15 protein-coding genes are annotated in these 18,810 nt (G+C 61.9%); 7 read left to right on the forward strand and 8 right to left on the reverse strand.

Annotated features, from left to right (window positions below):
• Nucleotides 1-18 precede the first annotated feature (18 nt).
• Nucleotides 19-879 (forward strand): LysR substrate-binding domain-containing protein, encoded by an 861-nt coding sequence (locus tag BUA38_RS10415; protein ID WP_072817849.1) that lies wholly within the window; start codon nucleotides 19-21, stop codon nucleotides 877-879.
• 34 nt (nucleotides 880-913) lie between these two features.
• On the opposite strand, the gene leuD is transcribed toward BUA38_RS10415, so the two are convergent.
• Both leuD and BUA38_RS10425 read right to left on the reverse strand, forming a co-directional pair.
• Complete coding sequence (leuD, locus tag BUA38_RS10420) at nucleotides 914-1,519, reverse strand: 3-isopropylmalate dehydratase small subunit (RefSeq protein WP_072817850.1); 606 nt, start codon at nucleotides 1,517-1,519, stop codon at nucleotides 914-916.
• Nucleotides 1,506-3,680: a hydantoinase/oxoprolinase family protein gene (locus BUA38_RS10425; RefSeq protein ID WP_172806014.1), complete on the reverse strand. Its 2,175-nt coding sequence runs from the start codon at nucleotides 3,678-3,680 to the stop codon at nucleotides 1,506-1,508. Before BUA38_RS10425 ends, leuD begins: the two co-directional genes overlap by 14 nt.
• A 206-nt stretch (nucleotides 3,681-3,886) precedes the next feature.
• Between BUA38_RS10425 and yghU the strand changes: the two genes are divergently transcribed.
• Complete coding sequence (yghU, locus tag BUA38_RS10430) at nucleotides 3,887-4,765, forward strand: glutathione-dependent disulfide-bond oxidoreductase (protein WP_072817852.1); 879 nt, start codon at nucleotides 3,887-3,889, stop codon at nucleotides 4,763-4,765.
• 155 nt (nucleotides 4,766-4,920) lie between these two features.
• Here the strand turns inward: yghU and BUA38_RS10435 are convergent, their stop codons facing one another.
• Nucleotides 4,921-6,723, reverse strand: a complete 1,803-nt coding sequence (locus BUA38_RS10435; protein ID WP_156898479.1) for a hypothetical protein — start codon at nucleotides 6,721-6,723, stop codon at nucleotides 4,921-4,923.
• A 142-nt stretch (nucleotides 6,724-6,865) separates the two neighbouring features.
• Here BUA38_RS10435 and BUA38_RS10440 point away from each other — a divergent pair, with 142 nt between their 5' ends.
• From BUA38_RS10440 to BUA38_RS10455, 4 genes are all read left to right on the forward strand, one after another.
• The gene (locus tag BUA38_RS10440; protein WP_083587534.1) at nucleotides 6,866-7,831 is read left to right on the forward strand and encodes a bifunctional transcriptional activator/DNA repair enzyme AdaA; all 966 of its coding nucleotides are present in this window, start codon (nucleotides 6,866-6,868) and stop codon (nucleotides 7,829-7,831) included.
• A gap of 272 nt (nucleotides 7,832-8,103) precedes the next feature.
• Nucleotides 8,104-8,565, forward strand: a complete 462-nt coding sequence (locus BUA38_RS10445) for an ester cyclase (RefSeq protein WP_072817854.1) — start codon at nucleotides 8,104-8,106, stop codon at nucleotides 8,563-8,565.
• Nucleotides 8,566-8,779: 214 nt separating this feature from the next.
• Nucleotides 8,780-9,247, forward strand: a complete 468-nt coding sequence (locus tag BUA38_RS10450; protein WP_072817855.1) for a MarR family winged helix-turn-helix transcriptional regulator — start codon at nucleotides 8,780-8,782, stop codon at nucleotides 9,245-9,247.
• Nucleotides 9,248-9,377: 130 nt separating this feature from the next.
• Entirely contained in the window at nucleotides 9,378-10,673 is a 1,296-nt protein-coding gene (locus BUA38_RS10455; RefSeq protein WP_072817856.1) for an MFS transporter, read from the forward strand.
• A 248-nt stretch (nucleotides 10,674-10,921) separates the two neighbouring features.
• Here the strand turns inward: BUA38_RS10455 and BUA38_RS10460 are convergent, their stop codons facing one another.
• Nucleotides 10,922-12,319 carry a sensor domain-containing diguanylate cyclase gene (locus tag BUA38_RS10460; RefSeq protein WP_244553233.1) on the reverse strand — a complete coding sequence of 466 codons (1,398 nt, stop codon included), beginning with the start codon at nucleotides 12,317-12,319 and terminating at the stop codon, nucleotides 10,922-10,924.
• A 146-nt stretch (nucleotides 12,320-12,465) separates the two neighbouring features.
• On the reverse strand, nucleotides 12,466-13,341 hold the full coding sequence (locus tag BUA38_RS10465) for an alpha/beta hydrolase (protein WP_072817858.1): 876 nt from the start codon (nucleotides 13,339-13,341) through the stop codon (nucleotides 12,466-12,468).
• Between the two features lie 181 nt (nucleotides 13,342-13,522).
• Here BUA38_RS10465 and BUA38_RS10470 point away from each other — a divergent pair, with 181 nt between their 5' ends.
• On the forward strand, nucleotides 13,523-14,557 hold the full coding sequence (locus BUA38_RS10470) for an LLM class flavin-dependent oxidoreductase (protein ID WP_072817859.1): 1,035 nt from the start codon (nucleotides 13,523-13,525) through the stop codon (nucleotides 14,555-14,557).
• Here the strand turns inward: BUA38_RS10470 and pdeM are convergent.
• Genes pdeM through BUA38_RS10485 form a run of 3 tightly spaced genes read right to left on the reverse strand, consistent with a single transcriptional unit; the run spans nucleotide 14,551 to nucleotide 18,760 of the window.
• A complete protein-coding gene (gene pdeM / locus BUA38_RS10475; protein ID WP_072826010.1) occupies nucleotides 14,551-15,228 on the reverse strand; it encodes a ligase-associated DNA damage response endonuclease PdeM in 678 nt (225 codons plus the stop codon). The genes BUA38_RS10470 and pdeM overlap by 7 nt on opposite strands.
• A gap of 52 nt (nucleotides 15,229-15,280) precedes the next feature.
• Complete coding sequence (locus tag BUA38_RS10480) at nucleotides 15,281-17,824, reverse strand: ligase-associated DNA damage response DEXH box helicase (RefSeq protein ID WP_244553234.1); 2,544 nt, start codon at nucleotides 17,822-17,824, stop codon at nucleotides 15,281-15,283.
• Between the two features lie 9 nt (nucleotides 17,825-17,833).
• Nucleotides 17,834-18,760 (reverse strand): class I SAM-dependent DNA methyltransferase, encoded by a 927-nt coding sequence (locus BUA38_RS10485; protein WP_072817861.1) that lies wholly within the window; start codon nucleotides 18,758-18,760, stop codon nucleotides 17,834-17,836.
• Nucleotides 18,761-18,810 lie beyond the last annotated feature (50 nt).

The following is an 18,810-nucleotide window of genomic DNA, read 5'->3' on the forward strand; positions in this document are numbered from 1 at the left end:
CAAATATGGATTAATCACATGCTGGATTTCGAGCTGTTGCGCACCTTCGTTGCCGTCGCCGATTGCGGCGGTTTCCACCGCGCCGCGGAGCGGCTCAACCTGACGCAGTCAACGGTAAGCCAGCAGATCAAGCGGCTTGAGCTCGAAACCAAACGGCCCTTGTTCCGGCGGACAACGCGCAGTGTCGCACTGACTGACGATGGCGAGATGCTGCTTGGCGACGCGCGTCGCCTGTTGCAATTCGAGGAAGCAGCCCGTCATCGCCTGGCGGCGCCGCGACTGTCGGGCACGGCGCGTCTCGGCGTGGTCGAGGAGGTCGCCAGCGGCGCGCTGCCTTCTGCGCTCGGCCGCTTCGCCAAGCTCCATCCGGGCGTGAAGCTCGAGGTACAGATCGGCGTCAGCGCGGAATTGATCGAGCAACTCAATGCGGGGCGGCTTGACGTTGTGTTCGCAAAGCGCCCGCTTGGAACTTCGAAAGGACGTCTGGTGTGGCGTGAGCCGTTGGTCTGGGCCGCGGCAGACACGTTCGATCTCATTCCGGGTGCAGCGTTGCCGCTGGCACTGTATCGCGAACGATCCGTTTCTCGCGAGGCTGCGCTCGCCGCGCTCAACGACAACGAACTGACCTGGGAGATCACCTACACCAGCCCCAGTCTGACAGGCGTGCGCGCGGCAGCGCTCGCGGGCCTCGCCATCACCCCGCTCCCTGTCAGCGCGCTGATCGCGGGTTTGCGCATTCTGGGTGTTGAGGACGGATTGCCACGGCTTCCTGACCTTGAGTTCGCGATCTACGAGAAGGCGCGGCCCGACAAGGCCGCCGCGGCGCTGGCTGCGGTTCTGCTGACCCTCGTACAGGGACCATCACGTCCGGCGATCTGAGTTGAAAAATCGTCGAGCGTCGGCTGTGTCGCTCCTAGAGCCAGGGACGTTCGACGCTCTGCTTCTTCTCGTAGGCGTCGATCCTGTCCTTCTTCAACAGCGAAAGCTCGATCTCGTCATAGCCGTTGAGCAGACTCTCGCGCGAGAATTCCGCGACGTCGAAGCGATCGACCTGCCCGTCCGGTCCGGTCACGGTTTGCGCGCGCAGATCGACGGTGATTTCGGCGCCGGGGAGTTCGGTCAGGAACTGGATCAGTTCGTGGACCCGCTTGGCGTTCAGCCGGACTGGCAACATGCCGTTCTTGAACATGTTGTTGTAGAAGATGTCGGCGAATGACGGCGCGATGACGCAACGGATGCCGAAATCGAGCAGTGCCCAGGGCGCGTGCTCGCGGCTCGATCCGCAACCAAAGTTCTCACCAGCCACCAGGATCTTCGCCTTGCGGAATGGTCCCTGATTCAGGACGAAGTCCGACCGCTCTTCGCCGTTTTCATTGTAGCGTCGTTCGGAGAACAGCGCCTTGCCAAGCCCGGCCCGCTTGATCGTCTTCAGGAACTGCTTGGGAATGATCGCGTCGGTATCTACGTTGGGAATTCCCATCGGGGCGGCCACGGCCGTCAGCTTCTCAAACTTCTCCATCCTCGCTCTCCTCTCGCATCTTCTCGCTCGACATCTTCTCGGCCGACACCGCTCGTCCCAGGCCGATCAGAACCAGCGGCGTGTCAGGCGCCACGCCCGAAAGTTCGCTATCCACGATCTTGACCGCATTGGAATAACGGCTTTCGTCGGTCACGTCGATCAGGTGGCTATCATACAGCAAAACCGCCCCGAAAAAGGCATCGGCCGGGTCTTTAGGTCCGAACAGGTTCATCGATCGCAACGAATCCTGCCATTTTTCGACGGTCGTCCGATGCACCACCGCATGGCTGCGCTGCAAACGCACGTTTCCGCGCCGGTCGACAATCCGGAGCGAATGCCTCGAGCCGGCTGTCGGAGCGTAGACAAATGCGCCGGGGGTTTCGGCCACCAGTTCGATCTCGTCCTCCGACTGCCGCAACGATCTGGCCGCGACACGACGGGCCTGCCGCTCCGAGACCGTTTCCGTTTCTCCGGAGCTGCGCAGCGCGGCGGCGCCGGTGGCGATCGCCCGGATCCTGCCGGTTTGGCGGTCGATCTCTATCGAGATGTCGACCGTCTTCGGGTCCGCCCCGAGTTTACCGATCGCCTCCAGGGTCTCGGCGCGAAGATGGACGATGTCGTCGGACGACGGATCGGGGTTCACCCGTTCGACGACCTCGCGAACCATCGCCAGCGCGGCGCCGATCGAGGAAATGATCTCCGCATCCTTCGCAATCTCGAACCGCAGACCCAACTGATCCGCAACCGTCGGCAACAGGGCGCCGATGCCCCCACCCGTCCCGATCAGCACCTGCTGGTCCTCGTCGAGCTGATAGTCCTTGATCAGGGACAGGATGGTCGGCGTCACCTTGCCCGCCGCCGAGGCGAGCACTTCCTTCGCCAGCGAGATGACATCCTTTCCGACCACTGCGGCAAGCGGAGCGAAGGCCGCGCGAGCGGCTTCCGCTGGCGCGTAGCAATGCATCTCCGGATCGGTCAGCCCGGCGGCATTGGCGGCGCAGGTGGTCGTCAACGCAAAGCGGCCGTGCCGTTCGGTTTCGATCGCGACGAAATCGTCACCGTCGCCCGGCTTCGGCTCGAAGAAGACGACGCGCGCGTTCTCGAAGATCTCGGCGGGCGCGAAGCAGGCGTATCGGAGCCCGGCGATATGAGCGCTTCGCGGCCCGACCTCGCGCACCGAACCGTCAGCGATCCTGATCAAGCTGCCGCCCGCGACACCCAGCACGCGCACGTCAAGGGAACTGACATAGGTATCGTGCCCACCGACATTTGCATAGGCCACGACCGGACGGCCGGCCTTGACGATACCGAGGTTCGTCGATGTGCCGCCGACTTCGAAATAGATTCCGTCGGACATGCCGACATGCATCAACGAGCCCGCTACGCTCGCCGCCGGTCCCGACAGCATCGTCATGGCCGGCCGATGCCGCATTTCGCCGATGCTCATCACGCCGCCGTCGCCGCGCATGATCATCAGCGGCGCATCGATGCCGGCCTTTTTGATGCTCGTTTCGGTCAGGTTGGCGGTTGCGATCATCCGCGGCAGGATCGATGCATTGATCACCGCGGTGCGCGTTCTGGTCGTCAGCCCGTACAGCCGCGTCACCTCATGCCCGCACGTCGTCGGAAGACCGAACCCGTCGCCGACCTCACGAACCAGTTCTTCGGTCGAGGTATTGTCGACGCCGAAGGCCGCCGACGCCACCAGCACCTGGGCGCCCGCCGCGCGGAGCGCAGCCACGGCGTTCTCGACGACCTTGCGGTCGAGCCCGTCGCTCTGCAGGAATTGGTTGCAGGTCTGAAGCACGCGGCCCGGCGCGAGTTCGATCGGATCGATCTGAACCTGCGCTTGCGCGAGTTTCGCCGCCCTGGCGCCCGCCAGGCCCAGGATTCCGACCCTGGCAACATCGCCCTCCAGCAAGGCATTCGTCGCCTGCGTCGTGCTGTGGGCAAGAAGGACGACGTCGCCGGCGTCGATGCCGGCATCGCCCAGGACCCGTTTGAACACCTGGATGACGCCCGCCGCGACGCCGTCCGGATGATCATGGGTGGTATGAACGGACGAACGCCCGACGACGCTGCCGTCGATACTGTCGATCAAGGCGGCTTTTGTGAAAGTTCCTCCTACGTCGATTCCGATGCGATAGGATTTTTTGCTCAAGACCTCGTCCATTCTCCATCCGGGCCTCCGGAAACAATCCACTAACTAGCTTAAAGTGAGGTCAACCCACAATCGCCGCACGGCGGGAGTGCATGCGCGATGCGCGCGTCTGGCTATTTCCGGCGCGTGGCGAAATCCTATATTGCCGCCGGTGGGCCGGATTCCCTCGCCCACCCAACCGCCGTTGACAGAGCCTGGAGCTCCGAATGACTGACGAAACAGCGTATACGCCGCCCAAGGTCTGGAAATGGATCGCCGAGAACGGCGGCAAGTTTGCCAGCACCAACCGGCCAATCGCGGGGTCAACTCACGAGCAGAAGTTGCCGGTCGGGCGCCATCCGTTCCAGCTTTATTCGCTGGCGACGCCGAACGGCCAGAAGATCACGATCATGTTCGAGGAGTTGCTGGCATCAGGTCATCGCGGGGCGGAATACGACGCCTGGCTGATCAGGATCGACGGCGCACAATTCGGCTCGGGCTTCGTCGAGGTGAATCCGAACTCGAAAATTCCGGCGCTGCTGGATCGCAGCGGCGAGAAGCCGTTTCGAGTTTTCGAATCCGGCGCCATCCTGCTGCACCTGGCGGAGAAATTCGGAGCGTTCCTGCCGAAGGATACGCCAACGCGCGCCGAATGCCTGTCCTGGCTGTTCTGGCAGATGGGCAGCGCGCCCTATCTCGGCGGCGGCTTCGGGCATTTCTATGCCTATGCGCCGTTCAAGATCCAATACGCCATCGACCGTTTCGCGATGGAGACCAAACGCCAGCTCGACGTGCTCGATCGGCGCCTCGCCGACAACGAGTATCTTGCGGGCGATCAATATACGATTGCCGATATAGCGGTGTTTCCCTGGTACGGCGGACTGGCGCAGGGACTGCTTTACAATGGCGGTGAATTCCTGTCGGTCCAGGACTACAAGAATGTGCAGCGCTGGACGGCAGCGATCGCGGGCCGGCCGGCCGTCAAGCGCGGCCGCATGGTCAATCGCGTATCGGGGGATCCCGCCAACCAACTGCGCGAGCGTCATGACGCGGCGGACTTCGAAACCCAGACGCAAGACAAGATCGGTGAAATGGTCAAAGCCTGACCGCCTCCGCCCGTCTCGCGCCTGACGACTGTCGCGGTTTTTTTTCGGGAACGTCGCCGAACAACACTCCTGTCGTTCGGCGACGCTGCATGCTGCTAGTTAGCTCGCGGTCCAAAAAACTTCCGGGCAATGAGCTTCCCGACCAGAACCGCCGATTATTGCGTCGGACAATGATTGGCGGAGGTCGCCGGGCTAATTCCAAGCGCTTTCTTCATGAAAGCCTCCCTGAAATCCAGCAGGCACTCAACCGTCAGCGAGATCGCATAGCGCTTGCCCCCGCCGACAATGGCGGGCTGAAGGTCGGAGGTTTTCTCCGACTGCTGTGTAAACGGCATCGCGGGGTGGGTCGAATCGCCCTTGCTCTTGTCCGGCCAGATCGCCTTTCCGCCCAAGCCGTGATCGTTGTTGCTGAATTGATGGCAACCGGCGCAGGTCTGCGTACGCAGCCTGCTCACCACATTCAAGGTGGTCAGTGGCGAGCGCAGCAGCGAGAGGGACGCGGCGATGTTGGCCTGAATGACAGGGTTTTCCTTGTTCCCGGGAGCGTAAGCTGCCAGCACGTCGCCAAGGTCGGCCTGCCCTTCATCGCTCTCGAAGGAATTGACGCCCTGGCCGCTCGTGCCGAAGCCGATGGAATTGACGTCGTCAACACCGCTCGCAGGACCCGCGCCCCCGAGCAGCTCTTTCATTTGAGCCCGTATATCCTGATTCAAGGCGCCGATGCGGATGTCGGTAGAGCCGGCGGCAAAGAGGCTGTTTCCGGGATTCGTCTTCACCGAGTCCGGGATGATGGTCAAAGTCCCGTTGTTCAGGAACGTCTTGAATTCACGCAACGTCCAGTCGAAAGGCGGCGCCGGCAGCCTCACATCCTTGTCGTTGAGCATGAACTGGTTTGATCGGATCTGGCCCGTGCCCAAGGCGTAATGGGTGACGTCGACAATGGGCCCAACGCTGCTCGCCGGCAGACCTTCCAGATAGAAATCGTGAAGCCGCTTGCCCCGCTCCACCGCGTTGATCGTCTCGTCCGAGAGGCCGTGCCAGAACTCCAGAATGGGACGACAGCCGTTCAGCCCCTCCGCCGGCTTCGGATTCGGCACTCTGGCTTCAAAGATGATCAGATTGCGGTTCAGTGGATCCGACTTGCCCGAATTCCTGGCAAAGACGATGCGGTATTCGCCGCAATCTCCCGGCGGGCTGACGAGATCGAAGCGATTGCTGAAGGCGATCGCGCTATAGGCAGCCGGGTTGGTGTCGGCTTCGTTGGTGAACGGATCACTGCTGGCCTCGTTCACTTCAAGCCGCGGACAACGATAGGGAAACGAGTTGAGCATCGACAAGGACGTGAATGTGGAGACGCCTGAGGCTGGAACGGGCGCAGCATCGTCGTCGCAATGCGGACCGAGCCCGAGGCCAGGGCGCTGACCTGCGCTGTCCCACCACTGATGAAACAGCAGTTGCTTGGTCAGCAGCGGATCGCCGCTTTGGCTGACGAGCTTGTCCATCACTTCGGAGAACTTGATCTGACTGACGGTATCGACGTCTGAAACGAAGATGGAGAGATGCCTGTTCAGCGGAAGAGATGGCCGACTTGTCCCCAAGCTTGGTACCTGGCTCAGTTTCACGCTGCCCCGTTCCGGATGGTGCTGCGGCGCACTGGAACGAAGCGACTCGACCTTGAAAGTGACAACGTTTGAACCGCCTGGTCCGACGCTCTGCGCCTGGGCAGTGGCCAACGCTCCGCCTGAAATCGCCAAAGTCAGACCGAAAGCGACTCGGGCTTTCAGCTGTGCGAATAGCCCTACGTTTTGGATGCCATGTTGCATTTCAGTCCTCCGTGCTTGTGGGAAAGACCGCGCTGGGCAAATAAGTAAGATGAGTACGACCAAGCGTACAACCGAAGGTCTAGTGAGACTGTGATCTGGCTGACAGGCGCCGAGGAATTTTTCGGCGTTCCTCATTCTCCGAGGCCGACCAGACATTCGCGCGCTTCACTTGGCGAGAAAAAACAGCGCACCGCTTCGAACGGAAAGCGGGTGGCCCCCGCGCCAGAAAAACGCGATCGGTATCCTCGGAGCGCAAGTTGGACGCGCGAGGAACGAAATGACGGCGAGATCGCAAGCTGCACGTTTTCAACCAGAGGCGTCGGTTGAGGCTGATCCGCGCTGGGCCCGCGTTCTGTCGCGTGACCGATCGGCTGACGGCCAATTCTGGTATTCGGTTGCGACCACAGGGGTCTATTGCCGGCCTTCGTGTCCTTCGCGAGCGGCAAACCCCCGAAACGTCGGCCTTCACGGTTCGCTGGCGGAGGCGAAAGCGACCGGCTTTCGGCCGTGCAAGCGCTGCAATCCGGACGGTCCGTCAGCCGACATCGAGAACGCCGCCATCGTCGCCCGGGCCTGCCGCATGATCGAGGAAAGTGAAGAAGTCCCGACCTTGGCCGATCTCGCGCAGGCGGCAGGCTTAAGCACCGGCTACTTCCACCGCCTGTTCAAAAGCGTGACAGGCCTGACGCCGAAGGATTATGCCGAGGCCCATCAGGCTTCCCGCGTCCGCGACGGGCTCGCGAAGGGACACAGCGTCACGGAGACCATGTACGGCGCGGGATTCAATTCCAGCGGAAGATTTTACGAAAAATCCAGGAACATGCTCGGCATGACGCCCACGCAATATCGCGCGGGAGGAGCAAACGAAGACATCCGTTTCGCCGTAGGGCAATCCTCGCTGGGCGCCATACTGGTGGCGTCCAGCGACAAGGGCGTGGTATCGATCCTGATCGGTGACGATCCGGATGAACTCGTGCGTGATCTGCGGAATCGCTTTCCGAAAGCGCGGCTGGTCGGCGGCGACAAGGAATATGAGTCATTGGTCGTTCGTGTCGTTGGGTTTGTCGAGACACCGCAAATCGGCCTGAACCTTCCTCTCGACGTGCGCGGCACCGCATTTCAGCGGCGCGTGTGGCGGGCCCTCCAGGATATCCCGGTTGGCCAAACCTCCTCCCATTCCGAAATCGCTTGCACAATCGGCGCGCCGAATGCCGTTCGCGCCGTGGCAGTGGTCCGATTCTAACATTCGCATCCCGCCCGATACGTTTCTCGATTGCAAAGCAAAAAGCGGAGTGTGACGCGGCCTGGATGCCAACACTCCGCTTTTTGCTTACGAATCGAAGGCACGGCACGCCGCCTGTTTGTGTCGCTCGGCGCGTGAAGATTTGCGGCGCGTGAAGATTTGGATACGCGGACAAGAAACGGAGCGTGGCTGGCAAGGTCGTTTGTCTAGTCTCTCGGGCGGAAGCTCGATGCTTCCTCTGACAAAATCGGAACAAACAGAGAGATCAAGACATGGCGAAGGAAGATGATAACAAGGCGGTTGTCGGCCGCTGGTTCACCGAATTCTGGGGCAAGACGTTCAATCCCGGTGTCATCGACGACCTCGCGGCCCCGGACATGCTGCAGAAGTATTCGCTGCACGAACCCCGCCGCGGTCGGGCCCAGATCAAGGCGGCCATCACCGACTTCCGCGCCGCATTCCCCGATCTCAACTTCTGGGGTACGGCGGACCTGATCGCCGAAGGCGATTATGTAGTCGGTCAGTGGGAAGGTGGCGGCACACACACCGGCGCGGCATTCTCCGATCTTCTGGCGGGGAGCCTGCCAGCCGCAACGGGCCGCAAGCTGCAATTCACCGGGACAACCGTCCTGAAGGTGATCAACGGCAAGATCGTCGAGGAAATCGGACTCGACGATGGCGTGGCGGCGCTGACGCAGCTCGGCCTCATCACGCATCCTGCGATGCCTTCCTGAGGGCGCGGCTGGTCATGCCGGATGGCTTGATCGGTCTCGACGGCGCCATCACAGTAGAATATGTGAGGCGGCTCTCCCCGGAGAGCCGCCTCATCATGCGTGACTGGAGCGATCGACCGCCACCCGATTCTGATCGAGTAGCGTCTCCCTGAACGGAATTGAAGGTTGTGCTAGAATTCCTGATTCTGATTGATCAATTGGGAAGCCGGACACTTTGAAAGCAAAAAAATCCGACACAGCATGGCGACACGCCAATATTGGCCGCCTTCTCAACAATGCGCTGCGCCGTTTTGAAGCCCGCGTTCTCGAACTCATGAACGAACGCGGGCATGCGGAGACGCGGATCGCCCTGCTCAGCCTGACGAGAAATCTTGACGTCGAGGGAACGCGCCTGACCGAACTCGCCAGGCGCGCTTCGATGAGCAAGCAGGCCATGGGCGAGCTGGTCGACCAATGCAGCGAGCTCGGACTGGTCGATCGCATGGCCGACCCGGCCGACGGTCGTGCCCGGATCGTCAAATTCACGCGTGCAGGTCTCGTCTGGTTGAACGCCTTTCGTGACGCGGTAGACGTTGCCGAGCGCGAGATGCGTGCCGAACTCGGCAAGGCAACCATGGACACAATCCTGAAAGGGCTCGTGGCTTACGGCGCGAAGTTCGATACCCTTAACGATGAGACATAGTCTGCGTCTGCCGGATTGGTCGGCTTGACGAATTAGTCAGGTTACCTCACCATCATGTGCACCAGCCTCGACCAAGAATCGGAGATGCCGCCATACGGCTCCCAAAACCGGTAGATCAGGGGAGGAACACGTGGCGAGCGATGGAACGATTGCCGAAGTGCGCCTTCCCTCGAACTCGCGTCGCCGTATCCTGGCGGCCGGCGCCATCGGAACCGCCATCGAGCAGTATGATTTCTTCATCTATGGCCTGATCGGGCCGCTGGTTTTCGAACAACTGTTCTTCCCGAAGTTCGATCAGCTGACGGCGACCCTTGCGGTATTCGCGACATTTGCCGTCGGCTTTCTGGCGCGCCCGCTCGGCGGTTTGGTCTTCGGCCATTTCGGCGACCGCTCCGGCCGCAAATCCGTCCTGCTGTGCACGCTGATCCTGATGGGATTGGCGACCACGTTGATCGGGATCTTGCCGAGTTACGCCAGCGCGGGCTGGATCGCTACGGTCGCGCTTGTCGTTCTGCGTTTCATTCAGGGTTTTGCCGTCGGCGGCGAGTGGACTGCGGCCAGTCTGATGGTGCTTGAAACCTCGCCGGATGACCAACGCGGATTTTCAGCCGCGGTGATTCAGGCCGCCGGGCCGGTCGGCGTGGTACTCGCGTCGCTTTCGGCAGTGTTAGTTTCGCGCCTTCCGGAAGCCGACCTGCTGTCGTGGGGCTGGCGCGTGCCGTTCCTCGTCAGCGCAATCCTCGTGATTGTCGGCATCTATATGCGATTGCGCATCGAGGAGAGCTCGGCGTTCCTTCAGGTGTCAGAAGTCGCAAAGGTGCCTGCTTTCGAGGCGCTCCAGTCGCATTGGCGCCCGATCATCGTCGTGCTCTTCGCCGAAATTGCGCAGACGGCGTACTTTTATCTGACGGCAATCTTCACCATCTCATTCGCGACGCGCCAGCTCGGCGTTGCGAAGGACGTGATTACCCAGGCCGTGCTGCTCGCAAATCTCGTCGCTCTCGTCACGATGCCGGTCATCGGCGCCTGGTCGGACAGGGTGGGACGGAAATGGCTTTTCGTGACCGGCGTCGTGCTCGCGGCGATATCGATGTTCGCCTTCTACCACATGGTGGCGACCCGCGAGACGCTGCTTGTAACCACGGCTGTGGTGCTCGCGGCCGGGATCATTCACCCGCTGATGTTCGCAACCGAGGGAAGTTATTTCCCCGAGTTGTTTCCCACGCGGGTCCGCTTTACCGCGGTTTCGATTGGCAAGCAGCTCGGAGTGGTGCTTGGCGGTGGAATTGCGCCACTGGTGGCCACCAGTCTCTTTGCAGGGACCGGCACCACGGCTGCGATCACCGCATACTATGTTGCCCTCGCGTTCGCCGCGCTGATCGCACTCAGCTTCGTCAGGGACACCAGCAAATCACGCCTGCTGTGATAGGGCGTGTCAGGTGGCGGGTTTGTGACGCACCTCATAGAAGCTGGTCGCCCGATGTCTGGTTGCAAAGCGGACGTCCAGCCCGATGCTCATCAACTTCCGCCAATGCCCGACGCGGAAGTTTGCGGTGCCCAGACTGTGATGATCTTTCCGTTACCGTGGGCCGCGATTTGCGCGCCAGATTACGATCTTGATTGGGATGAAGAGAAGCTTTACACAGCACCGATCCCATGCCGGTCTGGATTGGTTTACAACTGATATAGCTGCTTCACCTGAAGCATGTTCTGGTCGGCGCGTTTGGCGACCTGCTCCAATCGCTCGCCCGGCTGGCTCGTCGCAAGCCCGACCGAGATGCTCAGTTCGACATCCGGGTAGTATTGATTGTTGAGCTCGATCAGCTCGGCAAGCGTGTGCAGAACGGCTTCCCCGCCCGCAGCGTCGGTGCCCGGCAACAACACTGCGAACTCATCGCCACCGATGCGTGCGATTGAAGCGGGCTTCTCGACCAGAGATTCAAATACCTCGCCCGCCCGGCGCAGCAGCGCGTCGCCTGCGACTTGGCCGAGTTTGTCATTGATGGCCCGCAGGTCATTGATGTCGGCGACGATGATGCTGACCGGCTGCAGGCCCTTGCGCTCCAGCCGATTGAGCTCGTCGACATAGAACGAGCGATTGAACGCGCGCGTCTGCACGTCATGGGTGCCGAGATATTCGAGATAGGCTTCGGCCTTCTTGCGAGCGGTGATGTCGGTAAGCGCGACCTGCACCAGCGACCAGTCCCGCTCACGGCCGGGCAGCACCGAGAATTGCAGCAGCAGATGGAGTTTGGTGCCGTCCAGTGTGTAGTTCACCACCTCGCGCTGCTGGAACAGCTTGCCATCCCAGAGATCGACGAGTTGCTCACGAAAATGCGGCTTCATCTCGTCGCGAAACACGGAGGACAGATTGCGCAGTAGGGTATCCTTGTCCGGCGCGCCGAAGAGTTCGAGCGTGCGGCTGTTAACATCGAGCACGCGGATTTCTCCCATGCAGCGCGGGACGAATTCCTCGTGTACATCGGTGAACACGCGGAAATCCTCAACTCCACGGCGCCGCACGTCGTCGATAAGACGTTTCACTCCGCTGAAATCTTCCACCCAAAGCGAAACCGGCGAATGGGCAAACAGGCCGAATGCGTAGCTTTCGCTGTCAATCAGGCGGCGGCGAGTATGCTCCCGCTCGGTCACGTCCTCGATCGCGATCATGACGCGGTCCCAGTTTTGCTCGTGGCCCGGAAGGATGGTGCCATGGAGCTGGATGTCGAGACGCTCGCCGGTCAGCGTATAATTTACGGTGTGGCTGGAGAAGCTGGTTTGCCCGTCCCAGAGTTGGGCGAGTTCCTCGATATGGCTGCTAAACGTGTCGTCGCGTAGCACCTGATCGAGATTGGCCATGAGATGTTCAAGATCGCGGGCGCCGAATAATGTCAGGGTCTTGCGGTTGACCTTGAGGACGCGGATGCGTTGCGAGCATTGGCGCACACGGTCCGGATTGGTGGCCAGGAACGATTTGACATCCGTCACGCCGACCCTGCGCCACTGCTCGAACAACGCCCGAACGGAGCTGTAGTCCTCGATCCAAAGTGAGACCGGCGCGAGATCGAACATTTTGGCTTCGTCATCTGGATTCGTCGTCGGAGCCAACATGGGGACCTTGCTAAAATACCGTTCCTGTAAGCTTACCCTATCAGACACGATTCGTTAAGGCGCCCTCATTTTGCACCGGTTCCCGCCTGTAGCACCTATGTCATTGATCAGCTCTGGTTGAAGTGCCGCGCGTCCTTGAGAAAGTTCGCGACAAGGTTCGCGGCCACATCATCCGCTGTGCCGATGCTGAGCACGTTTGAGACGTGGTTATGGCCCGCGAGCCAGCAAAGCTGCGGCGAACGGCTGTTTGCGTCCGTCAGCCTCGCCGCCAGTTCGAACGTCGGTGAAGCCAGGTGTGGCGGGTCGAATTCGCAGACCATCAGGAGAAGCGGTACGTTGGTCGGATGGACGTGGGTGATCGGTGAACGCGCTTCATACAAAGAGCTATCCGACCCGAAATACGCCATGACATTCGGCGGTATCTTGTCTGCCGCGACACGATAGGTACCACTCGCGAGGATGACCGCCGAAACCGGCTTCGCACCGTCGAGCGATGGATCGAACAACCATGTCGCGATATGGGTCGCGCCCGCCGACTGGCCAAAAATGGCAATACGGTCCGGATCGCCGCCATACGCGGCTGCGTGTTGTCTCGCCCAGGCCACGGCGTGGCCAACGTCCTCGCCTCCGGCTGGCCAGGGATGAAGCGGCGCCAGCCGATAGTTCATGATCAGCACCAGGAATCCGCGGCTCGCGAAGTCGTGCCCGATATTGGCGTAGAAGGCATCCTCTGCCCGTTTGTCACCGCCGACGAAGCCGCCGCCCGGCACAAAGAGAAGGACCGGCGACCCGGCCGCCGCCTTCGGTGCGTAGACATCGAGACGCTGGCGATCGTCGCGTCCATAGGGAACGTTCAATTGTACCCTTGCGTTTTCGGGAACTCGCGACAGCAACGGCCGATACAGCGCAAACGTCTCTTCCAGGATGGCCGGGCCAAAATGCGGTCCCAACTCGGCTATGCGGCGCTTGAGTGCTTTAAGCATTGGGGATGCAGCTCGGATCGGGATCAGGACGCTGAGTAGAGAGAGGTGGCCCGACGATCGTGTCAAGTCGTCAATCTGCGCCGGCGCGCTTGCGGGAAACTTGACAAAATAGTCAGGTAACCTTCCTATTTTGATCAACCAAAAAGAACCAGCAAGAAGTCGCTTCAGCCAGGGGAAACGCATGATCAAGCCTTGGATATTCGAATTCCTGTACGCGCTGGCCGATCAAGGCGCGGAGGCCACGCCACCAACCGCCGTGTTCGACAAGGGCATCGCCCTCTGGAAGCGGCTGGATGAACTGGGGTTTGAGGGCATCTTCTTCAGCGAGCACCATTTCGGTCTTTCCTACAGCCCATCGCCCAACCTCCTGATCGCTGCCATCGCGCGTTCCACGACGCGGCTGCGCCTCGGCACCATGGGCGTGGTGCTTCCGCTCTATCAGCCATGGCGCGTTCTGGAAGAGATCGGGATGCTGGATCACCTGACCGGCGGCCGGCTCGAGATCGGCTGCGCCAGCGGCGTGCCGCAGGAATTGATCCAGACCGGTATCAGCCCCGAAGAAAATCGCGGACGTTTCGACGAGACCTTGCAGATCCTGGACGCCTGGCTCGCGGAGCCCATCATCTCGCATCACGGGCAATACTACAACTTCGACAATCTTCGCGTCGTGCCGCGTCCCTTGCAGCCTTCGCCGCCCAAATGGACGACGGTCGTCAGCCCGGCATCAGCGACGAAGTCCGCCGGGCGGCGATCGAAGATATGCACGGCGTTCGAATCCGTTGCGCGCATCAAGGAGATCTTCGATGCCTATCGTAACGAGGCCGATCGGGTCGGCTTCGCTTGCGGGGCGGACCACCTTGCCATCCGCCGCAACGTCTCTATCGCGGCAAGCGAATCCGAGGCGCAGGAGCGATCCCAGATCGCGCGCGAGGTGGCGGCGAAGGTGCTCGCCGGTGACCCGCGCGTGCAACATTCCTCGCCACTGCTCGACGCCCCTAAGCCTGGCGGCGGCTTTTCGGTGCACGCAGATGAATTCATCGCCGGCACGCCGGCCCAGGTGGCCGAGCAGATCATCGCGCAATGCCGAAGCACCGGTGCTGGCCACATCCTGGCGATTCTTGGCCGCGCCGTGGACGAGCACCGGATTCGGGCGGTGGAGTTGTTCGCCGAGCAGGTCATTCCCGTCCTGCGCCGGGCCGAGATCGCTCGTCAATAACACCGCGAAGCGGCGATGGTGTGCAAGCGGAAATCGCCGAGCACATGCGCCACAAAGGCGGTGCTGGAAAAGATTTTCGCAAACGCATCGTCGCGAATGCTCAAGCCCCCGGCATAGGCGCCGAAGGCGGGCATCACCGCACGCTCGCCATCGCTTGCAAAGCAGCGCCGCTCCACCCAGTGCGCCCGCGTCGCCACGCGCGCCTTGGGATGAAGATGTCCGGCGATTTCACCGATGGCGCCCGTCGGCTCATGACGGAACACGATCGGACCGATCGCGACCTCGCTCGCAACGATGCCGCCGAGATCGGACGGCAAGGCCGGGTCGTGGTTGCCGGAAATCCAGATCCAGTCGCGCCGGACCTGCAAGGCGGAAAGCGCCTCGCGGTCGACTGCGGACAATCGCTGATGAGCGCTACGGTCATGAAAGCTGTCGCCGAGCGCAATCACGGTCTTCGGATCGTGTCGCGCGATGGCAGCCGCGAGCTGGCTGAGCGTTGCGATCGTGTCGTAAGGCGGCAGCAGAACGCCGCGCGCGGCAAAGCTCGATCCTTTTTCAAGATGGAGATCGGACACGACCAACAGGCCCTGCTCTTTCCAGAACAAGGCGCCCGAGAGATCGGCCAACATCTTGACGCCGGCAATCTCAATGCTGGCCGTCGGCGCAGCCACGCCGTCGTCTTCGAGAAATTCTCCGCCCGCGTTCACTGCTCGTCCCGCCACTCTATCCTGTCGCCTCTTTGACCAGCTCCTCGGCGGCTTCCGCCAGGAGCTCATCGGACGCCTCGCCATAGACTGCTTCGCGACCGATTTCCAGCATCACCGGCACCGCCAGCGGCGAAACGCGATCGAGTTCCCTGTGGATGATTCGTCCCTTGATTCGTATGAGCATATCACTCAATCGGCGGAGATCGAGCAGTCCGGTTGCCGCATCGGCCCGCGCGGCACGCAACAGCACGTGGTCGGCCTGATGTTTTCGCAGCACGTCGTAGATCAGGTCGGTCGAGAACAGCACCTGGCGGCGGGTTTTTTCCTCGTCGGTGAAGCGCCGTGCAATCAGGCCCGAGATCAGTGCGCAGGTACGGAAGGTGCGCTTCATCAACGCGGATTCGGCCAACCACGCCTCGAGATCATCGCCCAGCATGTCCGGATCGAACAGCGCGTTCAAATCGAGCCCACCTTGCCGAATCATGGCCGAGGCATCGCCGAGCCCCCAGATCGCGAGCGCATATTCGTTGGCGACAAAACCGAGCGGCCGGCCCCGCATGCGCTCGAGCCGCCGTGTCAGCAGCATGCCAAGCGTTTGGTGCGCCAGACGCCCCTCGAAGGGATAGCAGACCAGATAGTGCTTGTTGCCGCGCGGGAACGTCTCGACCACCAGTTCACGCGTGTCGGGCACGCGTGAAAAATGCGTCTGCAGCGACAGCCAGTCACGCACCTGTTCCGGCAAGCCTTTCCACGCCCGCCGGTCGGCCAGGAGTTTTCGCACGCGTTCGGCAAGATAGGTCGAAAGCGGGAACTTGCCGCCCATGTAAGACGGCACTTTCGGATCGCTGTCATTGGCGCGCGAGACATAGACATGGTCTTCGGCCAGCGCCTCGTAGCGCACGACCTCGCCTGCGAATACGAAGGTGTCGCCGACCGAAAGCCCCTCGATGAAATATTCCTCGATTTCGCCGAGCATGCGGCCGCCGCGGGCAATCGCGCCGGTCGACCCAGTGCCGCCGCCGCGCGAACGCACCAGCCGCACCTTGAGCATCGCCTCCTCGACGATGGTGCCGACGTTGAGACGATAGCTCTGACGGACTTTCGGATTGGCGACGCGCCAGCGGCCATCCTTGTCCTGCTTGATGCGCGCAAAGCGCTCGTAGGTTTTCAGCGCGTAGCCGCCGGTCGCGACGAAGTCGACCACGTCGTCGAAGTCAGTTCTACTCAGCTCCGCATAGGGCGCGGCGGTGCAGACTTCGTCATAGAGATGGTCGGACAAAAAAGGCTGGCCACACGCGCAGCCCAGCACGTGCTGCGCCAGCACATCGAGCGCGCCGGTGCGAAGCGGCGGCGTATCCTGGGCATTCTCGGCGACCGCATCGATCGCGACCCGGCACTCCAGCACTTCGAACCGGTTCGCCGGCACCAGCACCGCGCGCGAGGCCACGTCGAGGCGATGGTTGGCGCGGCCGATCCGCTGCATCAGCCGCGAGGCGCCCTTGGGCGCACCGACATTGATGACGAGATCGACGTCGCCCCAGTCGACGCCAAGATCGAGCGAGGACGTACAGACCACGCCGCGCAATTTTCCGGCCGACATCGCGTCCTCGACCTTGCGGCGCTGCGCGACATCGAGCGAGCCGTGATGCAGCGCGATCGCGAGCCCATCGTCGTTCATCCGCCACAGGTCCTGAAACAGCATCTCCGCCTGGCTTCGGGTGTTGACGAAGACGAGCGTGGTCTTGTTGCGCTTGATCAGGTCGTAGATTTCGCCGAGCGCGTGGCGCGCGGTATGCCCGGCCCATGGCAGCCGCTCGCGCGTATCCAGCATTTCGACTTCGGGGGCGGCGGCCCCACCGGCAACGACAATGTCAGCCGATTGAGGCTTGCCGTGAAGCTGCGGGACCAGGAATCGCGACAATTGCTCCGGCTCGGCGACCGTCGCCGACAGCCCGATCGCGCGAATTTGCGGCGCGAGCTGCCATAGCCGCGCCAGACCCAGCGACAGCAGATCGCCGCGCTTGGAGGTCACGAGCGCATGCAACTCGTCGAGCACGATGCGCCGAAGCGAGGAAAACAGAAACGGCGCATCGTCGGACGACAACAGCAGTGCGAGCTGTTCGGGCGTCGTCAGCAGGATGTCCGGCGGATACCGCCGCTGCCGCTGCCGGCGCGACACCGGCGTGTCGCCGGTACGGGTCTCCACCTTGATCGGGAGCGACATCTCGGCGATCGGCGTCTCCAGATTGCGCGCGATATCGACCGCGAGCGCTTTCAGCGGCGAGATATAAAGCGTGTGCAGGCCGCGGCTGCGCTTCACGCTGCGCCCGGTCGAAGCGAAGGTACCGCCGGCAGAGAGCTCAACCAGCGTCGGCAAAAAACCTGCCAGCGTCTTGCCGGCCCCGGTCGGTGCGATCAGCAAGGCCGAGCGATCCTCGCGTGCCTTTTCCAGCAAGGCCAATTGATGCTCGCGTGGCAACCAGCCGCGCGAGGTAAACCAGCGCGCAAAATGCTCCGGCAATAGCGCGTGCGTAAAGAGATCTGGTTGAGCTGACGTCACGATTTTATGTCACGATCTGGCCGCGACGACGACGAGACCGGGCACAGGAACATTGCTCTCGTTGCGGAACGATTGCGCCTCGATCTGCGACAACTCGAGGTGTGCAATCATGAGCGAATTGCGGACATAATGGACGCTGTGCGCGTAGCGCAGGCCCTCGCCAATCATGACGCCGTCGCCTGGATTGCGCTCCAGCGTGAACGCCAAGAGACCGCCGGGGGCGAGCACGCGGTGAATTTCCATCAGCACCGGAACGAGATCGGCCACGTAGACCATGGCGTCCGCGGCGAGGACGAGGTCGGCGCAAGCGTCCCCCCTCGTTCGCAGACCTTCCAGCATGTCGTTGACCTCGAGCTCGGCATAGAGCCCGGTCGCCTTGGCCTTCTCGATCATGCCCGGCGACAGATCGATGCCGGAGAAATGATCGACTTCCTTGGCGAAGGCGGATGCGGCGAGCCCGGTGCCGCAGCCGAGATCGATCGCGCGCTTGAAGAACGCGGGCTTCTTCACGGCGTGCCGCGCCGCCAGCACCGCCTTGAACAGCACGGACGGCCCGCGATAGCCGAGGTCGTCGATCAGCGCGCGATCGAAGCGCGGCGCATATTGATCGAACAGCGTGCGCACATAGGCCGGCGGCATCGCCGCAAGTTCTTCGGCGCCGAGCCGCATTAATTTCAAACTGGCCCCGTGCGGATCGTTGCAATCTGCGTCGCGGGCCTTCCTGAAGGCTGCAATCGCAGCATCCTGCTCGCCGAGGGTTTGCCGGATTTCGCCGAGCGTGAACCAGGCGGAGACAAAGCCGGGGGCGAGTTCGATCGCCTGCTCCAGCAGGTCCGCCGCCGCGGGCAGATCGCCCTTGAGCTGCAAATCGCGCGCAAATTCGTAGCGGCGGTCGGCAATCAGATCGCCGGAGGTGAGAAACAGGCGCGCAGGCATTTCGGGCCGATATCCGTTGAACAGGCGGGGACTCGAATGAATTCCGCACT

This window comes from Bradyrhizobium erythrophlei, assembly GCF_900142985.1.
Classification (GTDB): domain Bacteria; phylum Pseudomonadota; class Alphaproteobacteria; order Rhizobiales; family Xanthobacteraceae; genus Bradyrhizobium; species Bradyrhizobium erythrophlei_B.